This window comes from Bacillus sp. NTK071, from assembly GCF_017303315.1.
Taxonomy (GTDB): Bacteria; Bacillota; Bacilli; order Bacillales; family Guptibacillaceae; genus Guptibacillus.
The window spans coordinates 310,739-336,481 of the sequence record NZ_JAFKOI010000002.1; the positions used below are offsets into that span (position 1 = coordinate 310,739).

General features: G+C 38.7%; 25 protein-coding genes, 1 riboswitch and 1 other annotated feature. Of the genes, 1 reads left to right on the top strand and 24 read right to left on the bottom strand.

All coding sequences use genetic code 11. The features are described 5' to 3' along the window. Nucleotides 1–5 precede the first annotated feature (5 nt). The 9 genes from thiS to JI666_RS05905 form a co-directional block, all read right to left on the bottom strand. Nucleotides 6–203, bottom strand: a complete 198-nt coding sequence (gene thiS / locus JI666_RS05865) for a sulfur carrier protein ThiS (RefSeq protein ID WP_206889803.1) — start codon at nt 201–203, stop codon at nt 6–8. Next, entirely contained in the window at nt 200–835 is a 636-nt protein-coding gene (thiE, locus tag JI666_RS05870; RefSeq protein WP_206889804.1) for a thiamine phosphate synthase, read from the bottom strand. Before thiE ends, thiS begins: the two co-directional genes overlap by 4 nt. 71 nt (nt 836–906) lie before the next feature. Next, nucleotides 907–1,022: riboswitch (TPP riboswitch) on the bottom strand. Nucleotides 1,023–1,077: 55 nt separating this feature from the next. Further along, nucleotides 1,078–2,265 (bottom strand): M14 family zinc carboxypeptidase, encoded by a 1,188-nt coding sequence (locus JI666_RS05875; protein ID WP_206889805.1) that lies wholly within the window; start codon nt 2,263–2,265, stop codon nt 1,078–1,080. Between the two features lie 116 nt (nt 2,266–2,381). Next, entirely contained in the window at nt 2,382–4,253 is a 1,872-nt protein-coding gene (locus JI666_RS05880) for an LTA synthase family protein (protein WP_206889806.1), read from the bottom strand. A 294-nt stretch (nt 4,254–4,547) separates the two neighbouring features. Then, on the bottom strand, nt 4,548–5,525 hold the full coding sequence (locus tag JI666_RS05885; RefSeq protein ID WP_206889807.1) for an ROK family glucokinase: 978 nt from the start codon (nt 5,523–5,525) through the stop codon (nt 4,548–4,550). Between the two features lie 24 nt (nt 5,526–5,549). Continuing rightward, nucleotides 5,550–6,299, bottom strand: coding sequence for an oxygen-insensitive NADPH nitroreductase (gene nfsA / locus JI666_RS05890; RefSeq protein WP_206889808.1), 750 nt, complete (start codon nt 6,297–6,299; stop codon nt 5,550–5,552). After that, entirely contained in the window at nt 6,283–6,495 is a 213-nt protein-coding gene (locus tag JI666_RS05895; RefSeq protein WP_206889809.1) for a YqgQ family protein, read from the bottom strand. Before JI666_RS05895 ends, nfsA begins: the two co-directional genes overlap by 17 nt. A gap of 99 nt (nt 6,496–6,594) precedes the next feature. After that, entirely contained in the window at nt 6,595–8,058 is a 1,464-nt protein-coding gene (locus JI666_RS05900) for a spore germination protein (RefSeq protein WP_206889811.1), read from the bottom strand. Between the two features lie 106 nt (nt 8,059–8,164). Further along, complete coding sequence (locus JI666_RS05905) at nt 8,165–9,217, bottom strand: M42 family metallopeptidase (protein WP_206889812.1); 1,053 nt, start codon at nt 9,215–9,217, stop codon at nt 8,165–8,167. A 110-nt stretch (nt 9,218–9,327) separates the two neighbouring features. Here JI666_RS05905 and JI666_RS05910 point away from each other — a divergent pair, with 110 nt between their 5' ends. Then, nucleotides 9,328–10,218 carry a hypothetical protein gene (locus JI666_RS05910; protein WP_206889813.1) on the top strand — a complete coding sequence of 297 codons (891 nt, stop codon included), beginning with the start codon at nt 9,328–9,330 and terminating at the stop codon, nt 10,216–10,218. Nucleotides 10,219–10,521: 303 nt separating this feature from the next. Here the strand turns inward: JI666_RS05910 and JI666_RS05915 are convergent, their stop codons facing one another. From JI666_RS05915 to JI666_RS05985, 15 genes are all read right to left on the bottom strand, one after another. Beyond that, on the bottom strand, nt 10,522–11,226 hold the full coding sequence (locus JI666_RS05915) for an HAD family hydrolase (protein ID WP_206889814.1): 705 nt from the start codon (nt 11,224–11,226) through the stop codon (nt 10,522–10,524). Nucleotides 11,227–11,329: 103 nt separating this feature from the next. Continuing rightward, a complete protein-coding gene (gene yqgO, locus JI666_RS05920) occupies nt 11,330–11,503 on the bottom strand; it encodes a protein YqgO (RefSeq protein ID WP_206889815.1) in 174 nt (57 codons plus the stop codon). Between the two features lie 65 nt (nt 11,504–11,568). Beyond that, nucleotides 11,569–12,942, bottom strand: a complete 1,374-nt coding sequence (gene nhaC, locus JI666_RS05925) for a Na+/H+ antiporter NhaC (RefSeq protein ID WP_286170614.1) — start codon at nt 12,940–12,942, stop codon at nt 11,569–11,571. Between the two features lie 85 nt (nt 12,943–13,027). Next, nucleotides 13,028–13,222: a binding site (T-box leader), on the bottom strand. Between the two features lie 376 nt (nt 13,223–13,598). After that, nucleotides 13,599–14,618: a ThiF family adenylyltransferase gene (locus JI666_RS05930; protein WP_206889816.1), complete on the bottom strand. Its 1,020-nt coding sequence runs from the start codon at nt 14,616–14,618 to the stop codon at nt 13,599–13,601. Next, nucleotides 14,619–15,218 carry a molybdenum cofactor guanylyltransferase gene (gene mobA / locus JI666_RS05935; protein ID WP_206889817.1) on the bottom strand — a complete coding sequence of 200 codons (600 nt, stop codon included), beginning with the start codon at nt 15,216–15,218 and terminating at the stop codon, nt 14,619–14,621. Continuing rightward, nucleotides 15,215–15,988: a DUF92 domain-containing protein gene (locus JI666_RS05940; RefSeq protein ID WP_206889819.1), complete on the bottom strand. Its 774-nt coding sequence runs from the start codon at nt 15,986–15,988 to the stop codon at nt 15,215–15,217. The genes mobA and JI666_RS05940 overlap by 4 nt, the downstream gene beginning before the upstream one ends. Continuing rightward, complete coding sequence (locus JI666_RS05945) at nt 15,985–16,551, bottom strand: 5-formyltetrahydrofolate cyclo-ligase (protein WP_206889821.1); 567 nt, start codon at nt 16,549–16,551, stop codon at nt 15,985–15,987. The genes JI666_RS05940 and JI666_RS05945 overlap by 4 nt, the downstream gene beginning before the upstream one ends. Nucleotides 16,552–16,629: 78 nt before the next feature. Then, nucleotides 16,630–16,779, bottom strand: a complete 150-nt coding sequence (gene rpmG, locus JI666_RS05950) for a 50S ribosomal protein L33 (protein WP_136947542.1) — start codon at nt 16,777–16,779, stop codon at nt 16,630–16,632. Between the two features lie 76 nt (nt 16,780–16,855). Then, on the bottom strand, nt 16,856–18,835 hold the full coding sequence (locus JI666_RS05955) for a glycoside hydrolase family 15 protein (protein WP_206889823.1): 1,980 nt from the start codon (nt 18,833–18,835) through the stop codon (nt 16,856–16,858). 127 nt (nt 18,836–18,962) lie between these two features. Further along, entirely contained in the window at nt 18,963–19,622 is a 660-nt protein-coding gene (phoU, locus tag JI666_RS05960) for a phosphate signaling complex protein PhoU (RefSeq protein ID WP_206889825.1), read from the bottom strand. Between the two features lie 22 nt (nt 19,623–19,644). Further along, nucleotides 19,645–20,454: a phosphate ABC transporter ATP-binding protein PstB gene (gene pstB, locus JI666_RS05965; protein ID WP_206890388.1), complete on the bottom strand. Its 810-nt coding sequence runs from the start codon at nt 20,452–20,454 to the stop codon at nt 19,645–19,647. Nucleotides 20,455–20,508: 54 nt separating this feature from the next. After that, nucleotides 20,509–21,387, bottom strand: coding sequence for a phosphate ABC transporter permease PstA (gene pstA, locus JI666_RS05970; protein ID WP_206889827.1), 879 nt, complete (start codon nt 21,385–21,387; stop codon nt 20,509–20,511). Beyond that, on the bottom strand, nt 21,387–22,319 hold the full coding sequence (pstC, locus tag JI666_RS05975) for a phosphate ABC transporter permease subunit PstC (protein ID WP_206889830.1): 933 nt from the start codon (nt 22,317–22,319) through the stop codon (nt 21,387–21,389). Before pstC ends, pstA begins: the two co-directional genes overlap by 1 nt. Nucleotides 22,320–22,399: 80 nt before the next feature. Next, on the bottom strand, nt 22,400–23,365 hold the full coding sequence (locus tag JI666_RS05980; protein WP_206889832.1) for a PstS family phosphate ABC transporter substrate-binding protein: 966 nt from the start codon (nt 23,363–23,365) through the stop codon (nt 22,400–22,402). 279 nt (nt 23,366–23,644) lie between these two features. Beyond that, the gene (locus tag JI666_RS05985; RefSeq protein ID WP_211201443.1) at nt 23,645–25,687 is read right to left on the bottom strand and encodes a peptidoglycan D,D-transpeptidase FtsI family protein; all 2,043 of its coding nucleotides are present in this window, start codon (nt 25,685–25,687) and stop codon (nt 23,645–23,647) included. Between the last annotated feature and the right edge of the window lie 56 nt (nt 25,688–25,743).

Sequence of the window (25,743 nt, forward strand, 5' to 3'; positions counted from 1 at the left end):
GTAATTCACCCTCCTCCAACAAAATGAACTAGCTCAATTTTCATACCATCCTCGACTTTTATATCCATCCATTTAGATCGATCTATGATCGTCCCATCTATTTCCGTCACAACTAACCCTTCTTGCAGTCCGAAATACATTACAACATCTTTTAATGTCAACACATCAAGATGATACGTTTCCCCATTTATTAATAGCTTCATGACCGCTTCACCCTTTTTCTAATTTTATGAGTAAACGATTCACACGTTCCTTTTACGTCAGCACTGCCGACTACTTCACTAATAACACAGATGCGATTCGCTCCAGCATTCACCACTTCATCTACGTTATGCAGTTTAATTCCACCTATTGCAACAAATGGAATGCTGATTTCTGAAACAACTTCTTTAAGATAAGATGTTGTAACGGGATCGACCACATCGCTCTTACTTTTAGTAGAGAATATTGGCCCAGCCCCTATATAATCAGCGCCACCTCGTTCAGCGTCTCGAGCTTCTTCAATACGATGAGTAGAAATGCCAATAATTTTATCCTTACCTACAATTTCTCTTGCAATATTTAGCGGCATGTCATCCTGACCAAGATGTATGCCATCTGCATCAACTGCAAGCGCAATATCAATATGATCATTCACAATAAAAGAAATATCATATTCTCTTGTTAATTCTCTGAGTCTTCTTGCTTTGTCTAGTACAATTCGCTTTGAATTCTTCTTATCACGTAACTGAATAATATCTGCTCCACCCTGAATTGCTTCTTCCATCACCTCTACTACATCCCGTGTTGGATGAAATTCTTCACCTGTAATAACATATAATTGAAAATCTTTCATACGTACCCTCCTCAGGAGATAATAATAAGTTTAAAACTAAAAAAACCCCATTCCACGTGTGGAATGGGGGTAGTATACGCTACCGACTTCCCTACGCTGGTATAAACCAGATCAGGTTCAAGGGTAAAGGAAATAACGGTTTCCTTTTCTCAGCCTCCCCAATATGAAGGCACCCCTAGTCTTAAACATTATGAAATTAATTTTATTATTACAAAAAATAGCCTAAAATACAAGCCATGCTCTTACATGTATAAAGAAGAAAGAAAAATCCCAATCGTATCCTGATATATTTTGTTAAATTGTGAAAGGGGAAGAGGACTTTCACCTTTCCCAATTTCTACCGTAAAACCGGGCTTTCTAAATTCTTTAATAAACCAATCTTTATAACCCGCATAACTATCTACATAGCGTACTCCGGTGTATCCACTTAGACGCGAATATTCCGTAACAAGTCTTTCTGACTCAGGAGGTTCTAATCCCTCATATCCCCAATAAATTACTTCCCCCTGTGAATGAAAAGCGAGAGCGCGATCAAACTTCTTCCGTTTAGACAAATCTGCGATAGCGATTGCTTCTGGTTCAGTTAATGGAGCTTTTCCCGGGTAATTTCTTGGAGATGGCTTAGTAGGCTTACGCTCTGCCTCTACTTCCCATTTAGCAGGATATTGATTATTCAAATCTACCCCTCGAACGTTTGCTTTCCAACGATTAAATTGATCACTTCCTTTATTGATATCGTCTACCAATGAACGATAAGGTTCTTCTTCTGGTAATCCATTAATTACAATGTTAACTCCATCTGGATTGACCATTGGTACAAGAGACAATGATGTGGACTCATAAAGTGCTGGAAGGGAGACGCCACTTAACATTTGACTGTTTGTTAGTTCGCGAGCATAATCATTTATAAATTTCATCAGCAGTGCTGAAGTAAGCCATTCATTGGCATGAAAGGAAGCATTCATGTGTACTTTCTTCTTTCCCTTTCCTAACACTAATTCAGGTAAGGGTTTTCCCATAACCGATTCACCTATTAATCCTTGTTTCATAAAAGGGTATACGGCAAGTAGCTTACGTATATCTCTAACTAGTGTATTATAGTCATAATTTTGGATTGGATTTACGAGAGACCATGAAACACGAATAGGGATATTTACTTTTTCACCCGGCATTAAAGCAAACGGATTGGAATCATTAATCAAAAGCACACCATCAAGCGGCGCCTGATACCAACCAGCAATCTTCCATAAGGTATCGCCCTTCTTAATTGTATAGCCTTTCGTCACATATCCAGGTATCTGAATCATTTCTCCAATCATGAGCTGATTCGGATTATCGAGGTTATTACTATCTAATATAAGACGTAGTGGTATTTGAAATACACGGCTGTATTTCCATAGATTGTCCCCACTTTTCACTCTTATTTGCATTCCATATCCCCCCGCATTTATTGCCTTCATACTATGATATGAGACCTGTATGGGAGTGTATGCGTTGATACAAAAGAAAAACCATACCTTAGAAAGGTATGGTTAATCTAGATAGTTTAGTTATCTTCTGTCTTAGGTGATTGATCATCATGTTTCCCTAAGAAGCGGAGTAAATCGCCATAAACAATTTTGTCAGAATAGGCTAAATCGGTTTTCGCTTTTTCCATGTATGGTTCACAGGCAGCTTTATCCGTTTCCTCTCCTGTTTCTTTGTCATAGCAGACGTTATTTGTATACAAATTGTCTTTGGTAATAAAACTTCCATCTCGAAGGATTGTAAAATTATCCTGTTCCTCCGCAAATAGATCATTACCGAATTTAATCATATCTTTTGTATCAATCCCAAGAAGATGCATGATTGTTGGTTTTAGATCAATTTGTCCTGAAACTTGCTCCATTACTTTCCCTTCTTGGCCAGGTATATGAATAACCAACGGTACTTTCTGAAGCTCAGTCGTTTCAAACGGTGTAATTTCTTTTCCTAGAAATTCTCCCATTGCTTTATTATGGTTCTGAGAAATACCATAATGGTCTCCATACAAAACAAAGATAGAATCCTCGTAAAGACCTTCTTCTTTCATGCGCTCAAAGAATTTCTTCACTGCTTCATCCTGATATCTAACCGTTGTAAAGAAGCGATTGACAGTACCATCTTCAGATGTCCATTCAGGAATATATTCATCCTCTGCTTCAAGTGAGAAAGGAAAATGATTTGTTAGCGTAATGTACTTTGCATAATATGGTTCAGGTAACGTTTCAAGGTATTTAATTGATTGCTCAAAGAAATACTCATCTTTTAATCCCCAACCAATTGAATTATCAGGTGTTACCGTAAAATCATTAATATCATAAAACTTATCGTACTTAAGTGAATCATACATCACATCACGATTCCAAAAGCTTTTATTGTTTGCATGGAATACAGCGTTGTAATATCCGTGTTCACTGTAGATCTCTGGAGAAGCATTGTATTCATTCCCGGAATGTGTAAAGAATACGGCTCCACTTGGAAGTCCATAAAGAGAGTTCTCAAGAATAAACTCTGAATCAGATGTTTTGCCTTGTGCTGTTTGATGATAAAAGTTAGGGAAATAATAACTTTCATCAATTAAATCATTTAGGAAAGGTGTGATTTCTTTCCCATCTATTTCTTCATTCACCACAAAACTTTGTGTAGATTCTAATGAAACGAGAATGATGTTCTTTCCTTCCGCTTTGCCAAACATTTTAGGATTTGGCTCAACGTGGTTTGCTTTCACATAGTTCTCAATATCAACTATTTCACTTCCATCAGCAAATGCTCGCTGTGCTTTCGCTTTGGACTGAAGGACAGCATCGTAAACATGGTAATTATATGTGCCAATGTACTTAATTAACATTTCACGATCAAATGTACGCGTTAGAAGTTGTGGACGTTCTGTTTCAGCAAGTCCAACGTTAATTGCAAAAAGGGCGATTGCACTGGCAAACACAATTGCAATTTCTTTCTTTTTCACTGCGTATACTTTTGTTTTACGTACGAATAAGTATACAGATAGAATCACCACGTCAAGGAACAATAAGAAGTCAAAACCGCTTACAAGCTCTGCAATACTGTTACCAAGTTCACCCATGTTATTTGTTTGGAACAACAGTGGTATTGTAATGAAATCTGTAAATTCTCGATAATATACGACGTTAGCAAAAAGGATAAACGAACCAATAAAATTGATAACTAGTAAGACTCTGTTGCGATATTTTGGTGAGGCAAATAGTGCAAAACCGAGGAATAACAAAACAGAACTAATCGGATTGAGGAATAGGATAAACCCTTCCATTTTATTTTCAGGTTCAATGTTAAATGCGAATTCATACACTAGATACGTTTTTAACCATAGCATAAAGGCTACGATGAAAAAGAATGAATACTTGTTTTGTAGCTTTTTCATATTTTTTAAAGTACCTCCTTAGTTGGATATAAGGAAAAGCTACCATGTGTTTCTTCGACCATACATAATCGCAATGATAGTATGTTTTAGAAATTTAATCAACTAACTTTAGTCCTTATTTTTATTATTTCTTTCCATCTAGATTCTGATTCTGTATTCCTTGTCCATTATTAATAACGAATGAGCCCTGTAAAAAGTTTCGTTTGTTTCTTTTATTCACACAAAAAAAGCAGTCAAAATCGATTGACCGCTTCTTCAGCCTTGCTGTTATAGGCTCAAACAGGTGTATCGGGACTAATTGATTAATTTTGTTTTCACAAGCCATGCGCCCCCAATTACGCCAGCATCATTGCCAAGAGTAGCAATCGCAAAATCGGAACCTTCTTTCACACGTGGGAGTGCGTATTTCTCAAATTGCTTACTTAATGGAGTTAGCAAAGATTCCCCTGCTTTAGATACGCCTCCACCAATTACAATTTTTGATGGATTCAACGAATTGGCTAAGTTTGCTATTGCAAGACCGAGGTGGAATGTCACATTTTGCACCACAGTGATCGCATAATGATCTTGTAATTCTGAAGCTTCAAAAATGTCGCGAGAAGTTAATTCATGATTTTCCTGGTATGTATCATAAAGCTTACTTTCTTGATGGGACTCAAGATCCTCCATTGCAATGCGAACAATACCTGTTGCAGAAGCTATTGTTTCAAGACAACCCGTTTTACCACAGTTACACGGTGCTCCTCCGTCAGCAATCGATGTGATGTGACCAATTTCTCCAGCCATCCCATTTGTACCATGAATGATTGTACCATTGGTAATAATTCCCCCACCAACGCCAGTACCTAGCGTAACACAGAGTAAATCCCTTGCCCCATCACCTGCACCGCGCCACATTTCACCGAGTGCAGCTATATTGGCATCGTTATCAATGATCACAGGAAGTCCAGTTTCTAGCTCCAACTTGTCTTTTAATGGAAAATTCCTCCACCCAATATTAACTGCATGGTAAATAAAACCTGTTTCCATTTCAATAAACCCTGGTGCTCCCATTCCAATTCCAGCAAAGTGCTCTTTCTTTGCACCAATTTCTTCTACTTTATCGTCAATGGCGCGTGCAATATGCATTGTAATATGACGACCTTCTTCCGATTTATCTGTAGGTATTTCCCATTTGTGCTGAATTTCACCATAATAATTCAGGAAGGCAAGTTTAATTGTCGTCCCACCTAAATCAACACCAATCAACCACTTCTCATCTTTCATCTTCATCCACCCTTTTTAACAGAATTAACACTACTTCAATGGAAAACCTTTGTTCTCGAGAAACTTCTTCATATAAGTTCGAACCGGAGTGCTTAATTTATTGGCCATAAGTGAAGACCATCCCGCTTTTCGTTGTCCACCGGTTCTCGCTTCGTAGTAAGCTGAAATGGTTCGATCGTATTCTCTTAAACTATCTTTAAATGCTTCGTTATCCTGCTCATATTCATCAACATGATAGATGTTATCAAGCGGTAAACGCGGTTTTACATCTGGCTCTTGATCTGGATAGCCAACACATAGTCCAAATAACGGGACTACATAATTCGGTAGGTTTAAAAGTTCACTAACCTCTTCAAGTGCATTCCGAATTCCTCCAATATAACAGATTCCAAGACCCATCGATTCGGCCGCAACGCTTGCATTTTGAGCTGCTAGTGAAGCATCAATTAATCCAACCATAAACTTCTCTGTTGTTTGAGTTGTTTCTGTAACAGATGTCCCATGCATTTCTGCTGCTGCATGATGACGATAATAATCTGCACAGAAAATAAAGAAATGACCATTTTTCTCAACGTAACTTTGTTCACCTGCTAGTTTTGCTAGCTTCTTCTTTTTTTCTTGATTTTTAACTCCTATAATTGAATACGCTTGAATGTAGCTCGACGTTGATGCAGATTGAGCTGCTTTTACAAGCGTAAAGATTTGTTCATCAGTCAACTGCTCATCTTTAAAAGCCCTAATTGAGCGATGGGCGAGCATTGTTTCAATTGTTTGATTCATGTTTGTCTCTCTCCCTGCTGATTTCATTTCGAAGAATCATTTTAGCGACAAGATAATCATCTTGTTCAACCATTTTCATTTCATAAATCTCTTGTAGCTCTTCTTCCATTAATTCAAGATCGCCTAACCTATTCCCAGTATAGACAATCATGCCAAATCGTTTTAAAAGCTGTTGCACATCAAATAATGTTTTCATTTTCCTCACCACACTTATTATAGCAATCCCTTACTGTAAAAAAAATGATTAAGCACAAATAGAATGCATTCTCCTCTATTAGGAGAATGCATTCTGTATTTAACGGTCTGGATCTTTCGGATGAAGAACTGTTGGTCTTCTGTTTTTAATCGGCATTGGTGAGCGGAAAATAACGTCTCTAAATGCTCGATAAGAGAATGGAATAAACGGCCATAAATATGGTATATGAAACGACTTTGTTCTAATCAAAAGGAACATCCATAGTGTAAATCCAACAACAAAGCCAGATACTCCAAATACTGCCGTTAAGAGTAATAATGCAAGTCGAAATAGTCGATTCGCAAGACTTAACTCATAAGAAGGAGTTGCAAATGTACCCATTGCAGCAAGTGCAAGATACAAGATAACCTCATTTATGAACAATCCAACTTCTACAGCAACTTGGCCAATTAGAATAGCTGAAACAAGACCAAGTGCTGTAGCTAAGGCGGATGGTGTATGTATCGTAGCCATCCGCAAAATATCAAGTCCTAATTCAATCAAAAGAAACTGCACAAATAGTGGGAGAGTACCACTCTCATCGACCCCTATAAACTGCATGTTCGAACCAAGTAACCTTGGATTTGTAGCAAATAAGTACCAGAGAGGCAGTATGAAGATACCAATCCACACTGCAATAAACCTTACTAGTCTCATATACGCTCCCACCAAAGGTTTTTGTCTATATTCCTCAGCGTGCTGAAGGTGATGCCAGAAGGTTGTAGGCGTTATTAATACACTCGGTGAACCGTCTACATATATTAAAACGTGTCCTTCATAAAGATGAATAGCTGCAGTATCTGGTCGCTCTGTGTACCTAACGAGTGGATAAGGATTTAGTGGCCGTCCACAAATAAACTCCTCTATCGTTTTTTCACCCATTGGTAACCCATCCGTATCAATCTTACTAACGGAATCTTTAATTTTCTTAACAATTTCCGGATCAGCTATATCTTCAATATAACTGATACAAATATCCGTCTTTGATCTTCTGCCAACCTGCATGTACTCCATACGTAGTGTCTTATCTCTTACTCTTCTTCTCGTAAGTGATGTATTAAATATAATCGTTTCAACAAAGCCATCCCGTGCCCCTCTCGTCACTCGTTCCAAATCTGGTTCTTGTGGACCACGAACAGGATACGTTCTTGCGTCAATCATAATAATTTCGCTCATACCCTCTACCACTAGTGCTGTAGGTCCTGCAAGCACTAAGTCCATGACAACATCAAGGTCCTTCTGTCTGTCAATTTCCACATATGGGATATGAACTTTCATTAATTTCTCAAGAGGATCTGGTTCAAGTTGATCCGGTTCAAGTCTAGATAGAAGCTTCATCAAATAATGGAGAATGTCATCTTTAACAAATCCATCTATTAAAAACATGGCCATTTTTCTTCCTGCATACTCAAGATCAAGCTGAATAACATCAAAGCTTTTTTCTACCCCGAGCTCTTTATGTAGGAAATCTATATTTTTCTCAAAAGACTGACTAACTGGATGAATTATTTTTTTATCAGACATAGGTCCCCCTCCTCATATCCATCATTCACCATTCTTTACCATTGCATACCTGCTGAATAATTGGGCACAAAAAAGCCAGCCTCACAGATGAGACTGGCTTCCAAATTCAATCAATCATTGATGATTGAAGATATTTATAAATTAAGTTAGCTGTATGCAACATTGAATCTTGATGTGTGCGTTCGTATGCGTGTGATGCATCAATTCCTGGCCCAATGAGAGCATGACGCACATCTGCGCCAGCTCGAATCGCAGCAGAAGCATCTGAACCATAGTAAGGATAAATATCCAACTTATATGCGATATTAAACTCCTCAGCGAGACTAACAAGATGCTTACGCAAACGGTAGTGATATGGACCGCTTGAATCCTTTGCACAAATGGACACTGTATACTCGTCTGAAGATTGACCGTCACCAAGTGCTCCCATATCAACCGCTATGTATTCAACTGTCTCATCCGGAATATTAGAATTTCCGCCGTAACCGATTTCTTCATTGTTTGAGATTAAAAAATGGGTTGTATATGGAAGAGTGATATTCTCTTCTTTTAGCTTTTTAATATTCGCAAGCAATAGTGCAACACTTGCTTTGTCATCTAGGTGTCGGGATTTAATAAATCCGCTCTCTGTTAGTTGTACTCGTGGGTCAAATGCAGTGAAATCACCAACGCGAATACCAAGATCTTCAACATCTTTTACCGAGAATACACGTTCATCTAGGCGAACTTCCATATTCTTCTCATCGCGTTTTACATCGCCATTATTTTTGTACACGTGAACAGACGTCTGATGCAAAAGAATTGTTCCTGTATAACGTTTCCCAGTCGATGTAATGATTTCACAGTACTCTCCTTCAATAGCGTTAAAGCGAAACCCTCCTATTAGAGAAAGGCGTAGACGACCGTCACTTTTAATTTCTTTAACCATAGCACCGAGAGTATCCACATGCGCAGTTAACATGCGATGCTTAGAAGAATCAGCACCTTCAATCGTAGCAATAAGTCCCCCCTTATTATTTCGATAGGTTGGGACGTTAAGTTCCTGCATTCTACCTTCTACCCAACTAATTACTTCATCAGTAAAGCCAGAAGGACTTGGAATACGAACTAAATCCCTAGTTGTGTTTAGAAGCTCTTCTGCATAAAAATAGTCATTCATTGCATTCATCCTCTCTTTAGCCATAATCTCGTTCTTTAATAATCCTTCTTCATAAATCGGCTTAAACCATCATAAATATGATGACAAGCTTATTGATTTGGAGGTTAGGGATGATCAAAAAAGTACAATACACGATAATGTTAGGAATGATTGGAGTTTTTGCTCTCATCCTTGTTAACACAAATAACAATCCTGTTCGAGAGTCATTCACGTATTTCCCTCCCGATCCAGACGTCTCATTTGTATCAGCAAGTACTTCTCTATCTATTCTAACGCAGGAAGATGAAGATGAATACACCTTGAATTGGAAGTCAGAATCCACTCTTAGTGAAGTAGCCTACCTTCGCCAGGATTTATCGTTTCTATATGAGGAAGGTCGCTTAATTGATACGATGTCAATCTGGAAAGAAAACACGGCAACAATTCAACAAAAAGAGAAATTCACTAGCGAAGATAGCGGACATTATGAAGCAATAAGCTATCATTATGGTGAAATTCATTACCCTAACGACATCATTAGAAGTGCACAGGAAATGAGTTATGATCAACTCTATGTTATCGACTCACCAATGACACCACTTGAATCATTTAAAAAAGCAACGAATGAAGAAGAAAAAGAATGGGAATACATTCTTGACCATGCGATGCTTCAACAATCCCAATTGGTTTTCAAAGCCATGATAACAGAATATAAAATTCATCCTGAGGACTACTACATCATTCCTTTAACGTCGCTTTACCTCTATCAAGATAAACCTCTACCTGGCTTATCTTTGAATCAGACAACAGACGTAATCGGAGGAATCTGGGAAGGGCTATACAAAAATTATTTTTTAGGGGTTGAGACAACAGGAGGACGAACTGAATCACCTATAGGCAGCACAATTCCTATTATCTTACTTCATAAACAATCTCCATACCTCCTGGTTTTATTCCAAAGTAAGACCGGAAAAAATATCGAACTCATTCAATATCTCAATGAGCCTATATTAGATAGATAGGATTATAAAAGAAGGCTCCTTTCGTAACTAATGGCTATAAGAGTAGTTATTGATTTCCTCGGCACTGATGTCGTTTCAATGAGATCCAGCTCTATCAAGAACAACATTCTTATAGAAAGGCTATGTTAATGAGTGGTGTTGATTTTTAGCTAATTTACGCCCTGTGATGACCAATCGCTTAGAGCAAATTCATTTGCTCAGGCGAGTGAAACTAAGGTTTCAATCGAATAAGTCAAAAATCGAGAAATCAACAAAGGAAGCTAACAAAACCTATAGAGAAGATCCTAAAAGAAAGAAGACACTTTAAACACTTAAAAGATGCAACAATTGTTGGTATGTAGAAACTTCAGGAACGTGTTTAATGGACTGTTCAATTTGTTCATTTCGTGAATTAAAATAAATGGCATCGAAGCCAGCTTCTATGGCTGGCTCTATGTCATGCTCCCATGTGTCACCAATATATAGATAACGCCCCTTCTCTTTCATCACATAGTTAAAGAAATCAAGTTCAGGCTTAGCTAGGCCGACTTCCTCTGAGATAAATATATTTTCTCTTGGGAACCACTGTAACATGCGGAGCGTTTTTATTTTTGCCATTTGAGTTTGCTTTCGACCATTTGTAATGATACCTAAATGAATGTTTCTAAGCTGAAGACGAGATAACAGAAGAGAAGTATCAGAATAAAGTTCTGCGAAAGACGCCACCTTCGATTGATATTCTTTCTGGAATGCGAGAGCTTCCTCTTCTGAACATGGTAAATCAAATGCTTCGTTCGCTTTACAATACCGTTGAATTTGATAGGTATTCCTTGACCACTTTCCTTTCTCGTAATTCTCCCAGAATTGATCACAATACGTTTTAAATACTTTAAACCACTGAGTTGGTGTAATGTCAGAATCTTTTCTATTAAGCATTTGCTTCGCACAATGCTTAATGGTTCTTTGAAATGCAAGTTCGTGATCATAAAGCGTATTATCTAAATCAAAATAAATATGCGTCCACTTCATGTATCGTCCCACCTCCATAAACCAATCGACCTTTTGTTTACCATATTATTCTAACCCTTACATCTGGTTTATAAAAGAAAAAACCTCTCCACGATAGAGAGGTTCAAGATAAAAAGGATGTGAAAAGCTTTTTTCTTACGCCAGGTACCTTTAACGTGTTCCCAACAACAAAGCGTCTTATAACGGCTATACCCAGCACCCCATTAAGAATGCGATAACGGTATTCGTAGATCACTACGAGCAAAGATAATATCACAATGAGTTTCGATATTCTCATAAGAAACCTCCTGAAAAAGTACTTTAGTTCTACTGTTTACAGGAGGGTTCTTTTTTATCCATTTTTTATAGTGAGGCTTTACGCATCTTGAAATCATTCCAATATCCTAGAATGATTGTAAATAGAGGGGACAACCATAGAAATATTGCAAAAGGAAGATAGCTCAGTACTGATACTCCTAGAGTTTCAGCAAAAAACGCTCCTGAAACTCCCCATGGTATCAGTGGATTCACTAATGTTCCAGCATCTTCAAGCGTACGAGATAAGTACTTACGATCTACACCTGCTTTATCATAAAAAGGTCCAAACGTTTGACCTGGAAGAAGAATAGATAAATACTGCTCCCCAGTTAACAGGTTGACACCAATGGAAGAGCCGGCTGTTGCAGAAATTAAATGTCCTCTTCTACTAAGAAGTTTAGTTAGTCCACTCATTAGCGATTGAATGATCCCCATAACTTGAAGAACGCCACCTAATGCAAGAGCTAGAACAATAAGGGAAACGCTCCACATCATAGATTGAAGCCCGCCTCTGTTAATAATGCCATTAACAAGGTCACTGGATGTCTCACTTACAAAACCATTTTGCATGGTAGAAAGAATACTTGTGGCAGAGTACACACTTTGAGTTAATACGGCCACAACAATTCCAGCTAAGAGTCCAGCAAATAAGGTAAGCAGTACAGGTACCCGACGCACAGCAAGTACAAGTACAATTAAAGGAGGAATTAACGTCCAGATCGATAAGTTAAACTCACTCCTTAAAACCTTAATCGCATTCTGCATGTCCTCCGGATTAACCGAAGTTGACAAGTTCTTGCTCATCATGAAGAAGAAGATAACCGTCACTATAATAGCTGGAATCGTTGTTCTCATCATATGACGAATATGGGTGAACAGATCTACTTTTGCTACCGCTGGAGCAAAATTCGTGGTATCTGAAAGAGGGGACATTTTGTCACCAAAACATGCTCCAGATATGACAGCTCCTGCTGCAAGTGCAGGATTAACTCCCATCGCTGACCCAATTCCCATCATAGCTATTCCGATCGTACCTATTGTCGTGAAGGAACTGCCTGTAAAACTAGATACGATAATCGTAACAATAAGTGCACTAATTAAAAACCACTCTGGTTGAATAAACTGAAGACCGCCATATAATAATGTTGGAACAGTTCCGCTTTGCATCCAGACTGAAATCATCATACCTACAATAAACAGTATTAATATTGGCTTTAGCCCAGTCGTTATACTTTCAAGAAGTCCTTTTTCAATTCTTTCCCACTTCATTCCAAGTAGTAAGCCGAGTAAGCCCATTCCTACAATACCAGCAAGCAATGGCATATGTGGCTCCACTTTTAATATGATTATACTGAATAACATCCAGCTCATCAGAAGCGCGATCACTGTTAGCGCCATAGAAAATGATAATTTCTTCAATTGCTTTCTCTCCCTCAATCTATGTTGTCCTATCTATAGTGTTTCTTTCTCTTTACTTCTCCATTAAAAAAAGCCCTTCATTAATTGAAGGGACGAACGAATTCGCGGTACCACCCTTTTTGACAGTATTTACTGTCCACCTTAAATCCTCTATAACGTAAGGCACCCGACAAAGTTCAATAGATGTAAATTCACTTCTAGATGCCCTGATTTACACCATCCATCAGGTCTCTGCTACTGCCCTCTATTAGAAGTTACTCCTCTAAATCATCACTTTTGTACTTTTATGCTTTTGCGCGTTTAAGTAACATTGTTATTTTATAACCGAACTGTATCTATGTCAAGATCTATTCATTTACAGAAAATGAGGCTGGGACAAAACTAAAATACATGAAGGAAATCGCGAATTTTGAATGTTAAGAGTAAGACCTTAGCGTAGCCAACATACGTAGACTCCTACGGGAACAGCACGAGTCCGAAGACCCCGCAGGAAAGCGTTTTTTGCTTTCTGAGGAGACTGAGGCCGTGCCCGCGGAAAGCGAAGTATGTTGGCGAAGCGGTTGTTTCCTATCTGTAAATTACGAAAGACCCGATCTGATTCAAATGAATTGTTCGGGTCTTTCTCATGGTTATTTACTTATGTCCCAGCCTCATTTCTACATTCCTATATACCTTGCGTACAAGGCTTTTGCTCTTCCACTTTCCTCTGTCCCCTGAATGAGAACCCGACCATCCGGAAATAGCACAAGTCTCTCTCCTTCTTCTAACTCAGCCCTAAGGAGAAAAGGGGTTTTCTTAATAGTTGTTGTTTTCTCGAGCTTTGTAGCCCATTCCTGTAAATCAAACTGAGATTCAAGATGAATTTGGATCGTTTCTCTGCCACACAATGATGTTATTTCTTGTCTATTTCCCGTCTTTAATGCTGGGAATTCATGCTTTTGGCAGGTTGGGCAATCTTCTTTTGGAGTTGAGAACTTCATAGCATAACGATGATTATTCCAAATATCCATCGTTAGTAAGCTGCGATGAAGTTTATCATGAGCACCAGAAACATATTTCATCATTTCCGTTACCTGATAAGATGCAATAATATCAACAATAGGTGAAATTACACCAATCGTGTCACACGTTTCACCTGATGTCCCTTCTCCACTCTGTATAAAACAACGAAGACAAGGTGTTTCTTCAGGGACAAACAGCGCTGTCATACCCCTTGAACTTACAGCACCACCGTATACAAATGGGATTTTTTCCTTAAAACAAGCGTCATTTAGAAGAAAGCGGGTCGAGAAATTATCGGTCCCGTCCATAACAAAATCAATTCCATCGAGGAGTTCAATGATGTTGCTTGCGTTTACGTCTGCTGTTATCGCATCAATCGTAATGGATGAATTCATCTTTTCAAGCTTTTTCTTTGCTGCAACGGTTTTCGGTAACGAAGCTGCTACATCTTCTTCATCAAAGAGCATTTGCCTTTGCAAATTGCTTTGCTCAACGTAATCACGATCAACAATTCTGACAAAACCAAACCCTGCTCGGACAAGATGATTAGCAATTGCCGTTCCAAGTGCTCCCATCCCAACAATTAAAGCGCTTGATTGACTAAATTGGTACTGTCCTTCTTCTTCAATAGGTGAGAAAAGCATCTGGCGTGAGTATCGTTTAAAGTCTCCCATCTAGTCTATCTCCTTCTGGATCATTTCATATTCTTCAGATGTATTCACATTCATAAAATGAGGTTGATTAAATGCACTAACAGGAACATAATGCACCTTAATTTCATTAAGCAAATCAATCATTCTCTTTTTTCCAGCTTGCAAATGATTTTTAATTACATTCTCACAAGAGGCATTGTAGATTGCGCAAAGTGGCTGAACTTTCCCATTCTCCACAGGAACAACAGCCATTGCATCCGGATGAAGTATCAGTTCATCAATTAGCATGGATAAAAGACGTTCTGTTAGAAATGGCATATCACATGCTACTGTGACATAATAATCGCCATCTGTTTTTTCCATAGCAGAATAAATGCCTGCTAGAGGACCCATACCTACAAATGAATCATTATCTGATAGTAAAGTCACACGGTCGTCCTCATCAATATTAAATCTATTAATAAAATCTATCTTTGAAACGATAGCAGTTTCACTTACAATCGGAAGAAGTTTATTCAAAACAATACGATAAAAGGGTAACCCGTTAAGTGCTGCGAAAGCTTTAGGTGAACCAAATCTTCTCGATTCTCCACCAGCAAGCAATAGACCATTAATCTTCATAGAAACCAGACACCTCCCGAAAGTCCACCGATAATGGATGAAATGAAATTAACAACATCGTTATTTAAACCTGAGAATCCTTTTATTCTGAGTGTAGCGGCTTGACAATGTTCATGACGTTCAGTCTTTATCCCGCATATTTGGCAACGGAACTCTTCTTGTAACGACGCACCAATTAGCGTATCAAACAGACACCCAATGAACCCACCCAGAGTTACGCATAACAAAATTGCCAACGAAACATCAAACACTAGAGAACCTACACTACCAATCAACAGTGCTCCAAGAAAAGATGCGATTAAGCCAAACAAGCTAACTGCTCCAGATGTTCCAGGAGGCACAAACTGTCTTTTCTTAATGTGAAATGGTGGTCGTTTAGAAAGAACGCCAAGCTCAGAAGCCCAAGTATCGGAATTAGAAGCTGCAAGGACCGATAGAAAAAAGACCAGCCACCAATTAGATGGAAAGAACGCCATCATAATACCCGCAAATGCGGCAGCACCCCCATTCGCTATCACCTGGTATTGATCTCTTGCAGATCCTTTTTCTACAATATCTCCTATCGCTTCTTTCTTCCTGGCTTTGTATTTACTCCATATAGTCGAAGATAGAAAGAAAATTCCCAGAAGAAGAAGTCCTCTCCATTCAAAACCATAAGCGATCGCAGTCCCAACTATTGTAGCAGCGATCGCTCCACCTTTTGTAAGTGCAGTAACTTTAAATCCTATAAAACCTGTTATCCCACTTAATAAGAAGTATAGGAGTATCATTCGACGTCTAAAAGTTGTTCATTAGTAATAATAGATTGTACAGGTAAATCAAAAGATTCGACTGGAACCGAATCCACTAATTGAAATTCATAAGCAAGAGAGACTGTTTCGTTTGGATACTTCTGCAAGAATCGGTCATAAAACCCTCCGCCAAATCCAATTCTATATCCTTTATGATCAAAAATAAGGCCAGGGACAACTAGGAGATCTATCTCATGACTATGACAAATGACTGTCTCTTCAGGCTTAGGTTCCTTTAAGCCGAAATATACCGTTTCAAGTTGATCCCAACCCGTTAAGTAATAAAACGTCATTTGCTTAGATTTCGGATTACACTTTGGTACAGCTACCTTCTTCCCATCAGCCCAAGCAGCTTCAATAATTTTCTTAGTATCGACTTCGCTCTTCATTGCAATTGTTAGTCCAATTGTCTCTGCCTTAAGGTAAGGTTCATATGTAAACAGTCGTTCCACTATTTCTTTATCTAGAGTTTCTTTATCATGCGCTGTGATTTCATTTAATCGCGCTTTCATATTCGTACGCCACTCATGTTTTGATTGCACAATCATTCCTCCTACTTATCTTTACTTCTAGTTTAAGGGATCTTGAGCAAATAAAAAAGCAGTAGGATATCCTACTGCTTACTTTGTTTCGCGGTGTAACGTATGCTTTTTAAGTCTTGGGCTGTATTTTTTAAGTTCAAGACGATCAGGGTTAGTACGTTTGTTCTTCGTCGTGATGTAGTTACGATCGCCTGTTTCAGTGCAAGCCAATGTAATTTGTACGCGCATGAATATCCCTCCAAATCCTATCAAACTGTTCATTTAACAACATACTTCATTATGATAACAAACAAATCTTATTCAATCAAGTTGTTTTTGTTGATAACTCTTCATATTTCTCAAGATAATCCTTAACCACATCAACATAGGTTGCATGCGACCAGGTAAGTGGTGCTACAGAAAGCGGCTTACCTGTATATGGATGAACTTGCTCTGGTAGTATACCACTTGAGAGCGCCTGTTTAAATACCCAATTGATATGCGTTTTTGCTTCACACAACTGTTCAATCGTTTGTGCCCGAGCAATTTTCCATTTAGCAATCCAGAGCGTGCAAATCACCCACGGATTCCCTGGAACTTCGTCAACATTTTGGGATTGCTGAAAATAATAATCGCTTACATACCGAGCAACTCCCCCTATACTCGTTTTGACTGACAATCGCTTTTCAACCTCTTTCATTGTTCGAACAATTCGAGGATCATCAGCAGGGAGAACCCCAAAAGCAAACAGTCCAAAAACACTGCTCTCTATTGTATAATCCTTCGTAACTTCTCCTGTTTCGTTATTTGTATAAAGTCCTCTAATAAAGCAAGCACAATCACTATCGTAAAGATGCGTTTCAATCCCAGTCTTGATACGCTCCGCGCCCTCATAATAACTATCTGCTCGATCGTCTTCTCCAAACAGCCTGGCAAAAGAATGTGCTGCCATTAATCCACCATAACAAGCTGCAGACGTGAAACTAAAGATTCCAAAGCGTTCTTCCCAGAGATCATAGGAAGGTAGGGGTAAATTCAGATTCTCATCCATAAACTCAAGTAAAAACTTCGCTGCTGGTCTTACAAGAAATTTATATAGAGATTGGGCAAATTCGATATCCCCTGTAGATTTGTAATGCTCCCAGAATGCCCATAACACAAGACCTGTTTCATCTTCTTGGATGGGAAGCTGTGAATGTTGGGAACGATCAATATAAGGATGCCAACTTGATCCTACAGATCCATCAGGATTGTATTTATGATGCAAATACCCCTCCTTCGAGAGAAGTTCTGCACAACAACGATAGAAATTGGAAACCATACCGTGGTAACCTGCCTTTGACATGGCTGAAGCAATTAGGGCGCCATCTCTTGGCCACATATAGCTATAATGATCCCGATTATAATGTAAGATATCTGAGTCATTGGCTGCTATAATTGTCCCGTTCTGATTCGTTTGTGTACGCACTATTAACAAACTGCGCTTATATAACGAAAGGAGCTCAGGTTCCAAATCTGAATCCGGTAGAACAGATTTGTTTACCCAACGATTCCAGTACATTCTGATCTTTTCAACAGTTAAAAGTGTTCCTATCTCACTTACGTATTCATGAATGTTGGTAACTTCCTCTTTTGTTCTCCCTACAGTCATCCAGTAATACGCTGTTTTCTTATTATTAGCTTCTAATTTTGTTTCAAGAGAAAATGTACTATCAACTGACCCCTGCGCAATTGGATTTACGTGTAAATGTCCATCCTCAGCATCACGCCATGTTCCTTCCGCTGCCTGAAATCGTTTCACACCAGTTGTATATTGCTTGATTCCCGTTCCGTCGAGTTCCCCATTAAATAGAAAATATCGATATCGCTTATAATGGATAACGGATTTCGTATCAGGACAGTAATACGCTGTATCTCCAACTTCAGTTTCATAGATATTCAAGTCCTGGTGGAAAAAAAGTCTTACGTCACGGCTCCGATCCTCCAAATTATGAATCGTTATTTTACGAATCATTAACATTTCTCTCTGGTGTACGCCCTCTTCAAAGACAAGTTTAATTCCAAGGTGAGGATGATAAGCCGTGCTAAACGTCACGAGCGTATCCTGATCATAGTCAGGATTAATTTCCCATTCAGATGAGTGAAGCCATGAGAATTTACCATCTACCCAAACGCCGATTCGGTTTGCGTGCCCCTGTACGTGATTCTGCTGTCCTACATATGGATAATAAATATCACGAATTTGTAAAAACTGATCCATATTAATAAGCAGTTGACCGTTCCCTATTACTAAATGTCTTGGCATCTAAACGCCCCCTTGTCCATCTCCTACATTAGTGTATTGCAGAAAAGGACAGGTCATTACTGTCGGTTTCAAATTAAGTTAACCAATAGAAAACCACATCCCAGATGGAATGTGGCTAACTTCTTTATTAAGCATTAAGGTCATAACGTTTGCCCTTAACAACATAAATGACACTTTCTGAAATGTTCGTACAGTGATCCCCAATCCGCTCGATATAGCGACAAATAAAGGAAAGCTGCTGAATTTGGCTAACACTTTCAGGATGCTTTGTCATCAGTTCAAGCAATTCTTTAACAAGGCGACCATACATGTTATCAATCTCATCGTCTGCGTCTGCAACAGCCATCGCCTGGTTTACATCTTCATCGTAGAATGAAGCAAGTACTTCTCTAAGCATATTATTCGCTTTTTGAGCGAGGGCTGGAATTTCTTCAATTGGTTTAACAAAAGGTTTATCACCAATACGGATAATCGACTTCGCAATATTAACTGCAAGATCTCCAACGCGCTCGACATCAGTCGTAATTTTCAATGCTGAAATTAATCGTCTAAGGTCTGTGGCAAGAGGCTGCTCTTTAGCAATAAGCCAGATCGCTCTTTCGTTGATTTCTTCTTCAAGTCGATTGATTTTGTAGTCGTTATCAATGATCTCTAGTGCCTTATCAACATTTTGATCTTTAAGTGCTGTAATTGCTTCATCAACAGCAATTTGCGCTAAAGAACCTAGTTCTAGTAGCTGTGATTTAATTTCATCTAGTTGTTCCTGAAAATTCTCTCTAACTGCCATGTATGCTCACCCCCGAGTAATATTAACCGAAACGACCTGTAATATAGTCTTCTGTACGCTTGTCAGTTGGGTTTGAGAACAACTGATTTGTGTCAGAGAACTCCACAACCTCTCCATTTAGGAAAAATGCAGTCTTATCAGAGATACGAGCAGCCTGCTGCATGTTGTGCGTCACAATGATAATACTAAATTCCTTTTTCAGTTCCTGTACAAGCTCTTCTACTTTTAGTGTTGAAATTGGGTCAAGCGCAGAAGTTGGTTCGTCCATAAGAATAACATCTGGTTCAATCGCAAGACAGCGTGCGATACATAGGCGTTGTTGTTGACCACCAGAAAGTCCATATGCATTCTCGTTTAAACGATCTTTAACTTCTTCCCAAAGTGCAGCACCTTTTAGGCTTTTCTCTACAATTTCATCAAGGACCTTCTTGTTTTTAATGCCATGAATCTTTGGACCGTAAACAACATTTTCGTAAATTGATTTCGGGAATGGGTTTGGTTTCTGGAAAACCATTCCAACCTTTGTACGAAGGTCTTCTACTTTGTACTTATTATCAAAAATGTTTTTCCCGCGATAGTTAATGTCACCAGACATTTTTACAATAGGCACCATTTCAACCATACGGTTAAGTGCTTTAATAAACGTAGACTTACCGCAACCTGAAGGACCGATGATCGCTGTAACTTGCTTCTCAGGAATGTTAAATTTAATATCCTTAAGCGCCTGATCCTTCCCGTACCACAGGTTAAAATTCTCGATACTATAGACTGTATTGCCTTCTTTTTTTGTTTCTTCCGGACGAGGAGCTTTTACAACCTTCTTTTCATCCATAATTGTCTTCATGATCAAAATCCCCTTTACTTGATGATGAGAGCATCTATTCTCTTATAATCGTTTTGAAAATTTATTTCGAATTAGGACCGCAATTGAGTTCATGATAAGAAGCATTGCTAATAAAACAATTATACCAGCTGCAGCAACATCATGGAATTCGGTTTGCGGACGACTTGTCCAGTTAAATATTTGAATTGGCATAACCGTAAATCCAGATAATAAATTCTCTGGTAGATACGCAACAAACGTAAGTGCACCAATCATAAGAAGTGGAGCTGTTTCACCTATCGCTCTTGATAATGCTAGGATTCCACCAGTCAAAATCCCTGGAATAGAAGCCGGCAAGACAACCCTTCTAATCGTTTGCCACTTTGTTGCACCCATTGCATAAGATGCTTCACGTAATTCTTTCGGTACAGAGCGAACTGCTTCTTGAGCAGCTACTACAATGATTGGTAAGATTAGCAAACTCATCGTTAACCCACCTGCAAGAACACTTCTACCCATCTCAAGCATTCTTACAAATACAGTTAGTCCTAATAAACCAAATACAATAGATGGAACCCCTGCGAGGTTCGATATATTAATTTGAATAAATGTCGTAAATCGGTTCTTCTTTGCGTATTCCTCTAGGTAAATCGCTGTTCCTACCCCAAGTATCAATGACACTGGAGCAATTACGGCCATTAGCCATAAAGATCCGAAAAAGGCTGCTTTAATCCCAGCTTTTTCTGGGAACCTGGAAGCGAAGTTTTGGAAGAACTGTAAGTCTAGATAACCAATTCCTTGAGTCAATATCCGATATAGCAATATAACAAGAACCACAAGTGCAAAAATAGTTGTTCCAAAGAAAATACCTTTAAGAACTTTATTTTGTTTGAGCCTAGTTTGCATTCTACTTTTAACTTTTGCCTGATCAACTAATTGCATTAGTATTCCTCCCTGAATCTACGAGAAATATATTGAGCAACAAGGTTCATGATGAGTGTGAATAAGAACAATGTCATACCAACAGCGTAAATACTGTAGTAAATCGTTGTTCCAAACCCTGCATCCCCAAGACTTACTTGTACAATGTAAGAAGTCATTGTTTGGATAGACTCTGTTACATCAAACGTAAGTTTCGGTGTTGCTCCACCTGCTACTGTTACAATCATCGTCTCACCAATTGCACGAGAAATGGCAAGTACAACTGAAGCGATAATTCCTGATAGTGCTGCTGGAAGAACAACCTTAACAGCAACTTCAAAACGAGTAGCACCTAAACCAAGCGCTCCTTCACGAATCGCATTTGGTACTGAACTCATCGCATCCTCTGAAAGAGAAGCAATCATAGGGATGATCATGATACCAATTACGATACCTGGACTCAGTGCATTAAACACCGGAAGGCTTGGAATAAAATTCTGCAAAACAGGAGTGACAAAGGTTAAAGCAAAGAAACCATACACAATTGTAGGAATACCCGCTAAAACTTCTAGAATCGGTTTAATGATTCGTCTTACTCTATCAGTTGCATACTCACTCAAATAAATGGCTGCTCCAAGTCCAAATGGAACTGCTACTAACATAGCGATACCTGTAATTAAAAGAGTTCCAGAAATCAATGGCCAAATTCCATAGTCCGGATCACTTTCAAAGAATGGATACCAGTCTTTACTTGTAAAGTATTCAATAACAGATACTTGGCTAAAGAACGTGATCGTTTCAACAATCAGTGTAAATACAATTCCAAGTGTCGTTAAAACAGAAATGATCGCACAAAGAAGTAAAAACCCTGGCACGAGTTTTTCTACGATTTTTGAACGAGACTGTTGTTTCTCTTTTTTATCTTTTATCATCTGACGTACTGACCCTTGCATATATTACTCCCCCTCACAAAAGAGCAAAACAGGATAAAGTGAGGAGATTTAACTCCTCACTAATCTGTTTCCGTTTAATATTACTTACCAGCGATTTCGTTTAACTTGTCCAATGATTCAGTGTACTTCTCTTCAGGAAGTGCTACATAACCAACAGCTTCAGCCATGTCACCAGCATTTTCAAGTGCATACTTAGCGAAGTCATTTACTGCAGGATTATCTTTAACAGAAGAGTGTTTCACATAAGTGAACAATGGACGTGAAAGCGGCTCGTATGTTCCATCTTGGATTGTTTCAGCGTTAGGCTCAACTGCTTCACCGTCACCATTTACGATTGGAACTACGTTAAGGCTATCTTTATTTTCAAGGTAGTAAGCATAACCAAAGAATGCCATACCATTCTTAGAACCAGTTACACCATTTACAAGTACGTTATCATCTTCAGAAAGTGTTGCTTCTTTATTCATTTGCTGCTCATCTAGTACAACTTCATTAAAGTAGTCATACGTACCTGAGTCAGTACCAGGGCTAAACAATTCAATCTTTTCTTTCGGCCATTCAGAGTTAATATCGCTCCACATTGTCGCTTCGCCTGTCCAAATCTTTTGAAGCTCTTCAATTGTCAATTGATCTACCCAATCGTTCTCGGAGTTTACAACTATAGAAAGACCATCTTTAGCGATTTCAAATTCAGTAAATTCAATACCAGCTTCTTCAAGTGCTTTCACTTCTTCTTCTTTAATAGGACGTGAAGCGTTACTCATGTCTGTTTCACCAGCTGCGAATTTCTCAAATCCACCGCCAGAACCAGATACTCCAACACTAACTTTTACATCAGGCTGTGCAGAGGCGTATTCTTCAGCAACAGCTTCCATGATTGGAAATACTGTAGAAGATCCGTCCATTAACACATCTCCAGATACTTGATCAGAAGATCCTTCGCTGTTGTTAGAATTACCATTGCCTCCGCTATTATTTCCGCAAGCTGCTGCGAAAACTAATACCATCGACATAACTAGCATGAGCATAATGCCTTTGAACTTCATGTAATTTCCCCCTAAATGGATGTTTGTACTGTGTTTCGCGAGATGCCGTTACCCATCTCTCGATCACAAGTCTTAGAATACAGCCCAGATATTAATGACATATAAACCGAATGTAAAGAAATTGTAAAGGCTTGAAGGAAAACGTTTTAAATTGTCTTTTTTTGGGGATATAGGTTATTTTGTACACATTCAGCACTTATAAATCGCTTAATATTTAGAGATGCATCTTTCTTTAATGTATCCCTTAACAAATAAAAAAACCGCTCTTCAGCGGTTTTCTTAATTCGTATCTTCTTCTGTACCTTCTTCTTCAGAAGTTTTTGGCTTTTTGGCTTCATCTTTTAAATCGAAGTATGCGTCAAGAATACGTCCTCCGATTTTTTTGTTTACTTTACCAGAATCTGAGTCGTTTACATCTGGAACGACGACTGAGAAAGCTACTTCAGGGTTATCACCATAAGGGGCATAACCTACAAGGGTAAGGTTGTATCCTTCATCTTTTCCAATTTGCGCAGTACCCGTTTTACCAGCTGCAACGTATTTATTGCTTTGGAAATAAGGGTATTTCGTTCCTGCTGTTCCATCGCGTGTATTCATGACCATCCACATGCCTTTTTGAACATGAGCCACTTCACTATCACTCATTTTGATTTTGTTCATAATTTTTGGCGTTTTTTGGTAAAGAATAGTGTTCGACAATCCTTCATCTGCTGATGGTTCATGAACTTCATTTAGGAGGTGCGGTTCCACTCTGTATCCTCCGTTTGCAATTGTAGAAATGTATTGAGCCATTTGCATTGGTGTGTACGTATCGAACTGGCCAATCGCAAAGTCAAGAATATTACCTACCTCTTGCACATTTCCACCTAAGCCCGTTCCTTCACCTGGCAAGTCAATTCCTGTTTTAACACCAAGTCCAAACTGAGAAAATGACTCTTTCATCTGACCATAAGCTGAGACATTGTATGAATTTCTTTGTCTTGGAACGTAATCATAATCAGCCATCATCATTGCAATTCTAAACATATAAACGTTTGAAGATCTTTGTAAAGCCACAAGATCTGAGATAGATCCCATTGGCTTAGGAGTATAGGACGCCTTCCTTAATCCTCCTGGGAAATACAATGGTTCATCAACAAGCATCCTCCCTGGGTTAATTACATCATACTGATAACCCGTTAATACGGTAGCACCCTTAACAGTCGACCCCATTGCATATGCGTCACCAATGACTCCAAAAGTGCGGTCCTTTAATCTACCGTTGCTATATTCCTTACCTGCAAGGGAAAGGATTTCGCCAGTTTTTGGATTCATCATGACTACATAACCACGAGTAGCTCCATACTGTCTGGCATCACGCAACTCTTCATCAAGAATCTTCTCTACTTCCTGTTGCAATTCAATATTCAGCGACAGAACAAGGTCATTTCCTCTCTTACCTTCAATCACTTCTGGCTCACCGATTGGCTCTCCAGATTTATCAGTAACGTAAGTAAGCTTTTCTTTTTGTCCTTTTAAATATTCTTCATATTCTTTCTCAAGATAGCTAATCCCAACTTGATCGTTTCGTTCATAGTTTCTTAATCCATAGTAACTCAGTTCATCCCGTGGAATAGGTCCAACATTACCAAAGATTGTTTGAAGGGTGTCTCCATACGGATACTCTCGTGTCGCATCAGCTTGAATTTCCACGCCTGGAAGCTCTCCAAGATTTTCACTAATCTTTGCGATTTCATCTTCTGTTAAACCAACTTTGATGGTTTGGGAAGAAAGTGCATATCCACTATCCATCGCTCTTTTAATCGCTGCTACTTCCAATTCAGCAGGATTGTCTTTAATGGTGTTTAGATCTTTATCTGTAATGCGCTCGATTTGAAGCTGATAGGCATCACTAGACTCCATCTCTTCCCATTCTTTTTCTGTTAATTTTGCTTTTGCTTCTTCAGGATTGGCAATGATCCAATAATCTTTCAAGTCTCGATCAATCACATCGTCAGTATTTTTTTCAATATAACCAGCTAATTTCTTTGCTAACTCTAGCCGCTCAGCTTGTTTCGTATTTTGCGTACGAATATATGTAAGCGCGAATTCTGGATTATTATCAACAAGTACCCGCCCATATCGATCATACATTTTACCTCGTGGTGCAGTCGATTCTGCAGTAACATTTTCTGTTTGTTCAGACACACGCTGATATTCTTCACCATTCACGATTTGAATAACTCCTAATCGCAGGATCAACGTTGAGAACAATAGAAAAACGGATAGAAACAATATATTAAGCCGGAACGGAACATGGCTTTTCTTTTTATTATGTTTCAAGATAAACTCCCCTCCAACACATATAGACACCTGTTCCAGACAGGTGTCCCTCTGTA

Excerpts from the sequence above, each read along its gene's own strand:
- thiS (WP_206889803.1), bottom strand. The coding sequence starts at position 203 with ATGAAGCTATTAATAAATGGGGAAACGTATCATCTTGATGTGTTGACA.
- thiE (WP_206889804.1), bottom strand. The coding sequence starts at position 835 with ATGAAAGATTTTCAATTATATGTTATTACAGGTGAAGAATTTCATCCA.
- JI666_RS05875 (WP_206889805.1), bottom strand. The coding sequence starts at position 2,265 with ATGCAAATAAGAGTGAAAAGTGGGGACAATCTATGGAAATACAGCCGT.
- JI666_RS05880 (WP_206889806.1), bottom strand. The coding sequence starts at position 4,253 with ATGAAAAAGCTACAAAACAAGTATTCATTCTTTTTCATCGTAGCCTTT.
- JI666_RS05885 (WP_206889807.1), bottom strand. The coding sequence starts at position 5,525 with ATGAAGATGAAAGATGAGAAGTGGTTGATTGGTGTTGATTTAGGTGGG.
- nfsA (WP_206889808.1), bottom strand. The coding sequence starts at position 6,299 with ATGAATCAAACAATTGAAACAATGCTCGCCCATCGCTCAATTAGGGCT.
- JI666_RS05895 (WP_206889809.1), bottom strand. The coding sequence starts at position 6,495 with ATGAAAACATTATTTGATGTGCAACAGCTTTTAAAACGATTTGGCATG.
- JI666_RS05900 (WP_206889811.1), bottom strand. The coding sequence starts at position 8,058 with ATGTCTGATAAAAAAATAATTCATCCAGTTAGTCAGTCTTTTGAGAAA.
- JI666_RS05905 (WP_206889812.1), bottom strand. The coding sequence starts at position 9,217 with ATGAATGACTATTTTTATGCAGAAGAGCTTCTAAACACAACTAGGGAT.
- JI666_RS05910 (WP_206889813.1), top strand. The coding sequence starts at position 9,328 with ATGATCAAAAAAGTACAATACACGATAATGTTAGGAATGATTGGAGTT.
- JI666_RS05915 (WP_206889814.1), bottom strand. The coding sequence starts at position 11,226 with ATGAAGTGGACGCATATTTATTTTGATTTAGATAATACGCTTTATGAT.
- yqgO (WP_206889815.1), bottom strand. The coding sequence starts at position 11,503 with ATGAGAATATCGAAACTCATTGTGATATTATCTTTGCTCGTAGTGATC.
- JI666_RS05930 (WP_206889816.1), bottom strand. The coding sequence starts at position 14,618 with ATGGGAGACTTTAAACGATACTCACGCCAGATGCTTTTCTCACCTATT.
- mobA (WP_206889817.1), bottom strand. The coding sequence starts at position 15,218 with ATGAAGATTAATGGTCTATTGCTTGCTGGTGGAGAATCGAGAAGATTT.
- JI666_RS05940 (WP_206889819.1), bottom strand. The coding sequence starts at position 15,988 with ATGATACTCCTATACTTCTTATTAAGTGGGATAACAGGTTTTATAGGA.
- rpmG (WP_136947542.1), bottom strand. The coding sequence starts at position 16,779 with ATGCGCGTACAAATTACATTGGCTTGCACTGAAACAGGCGATCGTAAC.
- JI666_RS05955 (WP_206889823.1), bottom strand. The coding sequence starts at position 18,835 with ATGCCAAGACATTTAGTAATAGGGAACGGTCAACTGCTTATTAATATG.
- phoU (WP_206889825.1), bottom strand. The coding sequence starts at position 19,622 with ATGGCAGTTAGAGAGAATTTTCAGGAACAACTAGATGAAATTAAATCA.
- pstB (WP_206890388.1), bottom strand. The coding sequence starts at position 20,454 with ATGGATGAAAAGAAGGTTGTAAAAGCTCCTCGTCCGGAAGAAACAAAA.
- pstA (WP_206889827.1), bottom strand. The coding sequence starts at position 21,387 with ATGCAATTAGTTGATCAGGCAAAAGTTAAAAGTAGAATGCAAACTAGG.
- pstC (WP_206889830.1), bottom strand. The coding sequence starts at position 22,319 with ATGCAAGGGTCAGTACGTCAGATGATAAAAGATAAAAAAGAGAAACAA.
- JI666_RS05980 (WP_206889832.1), bottom strand. The coding sequence starts at position 23,365 with ATGAAGTTCAAAGGCATTATGCTCATGCTAGTTATGTCGATGGTATTA.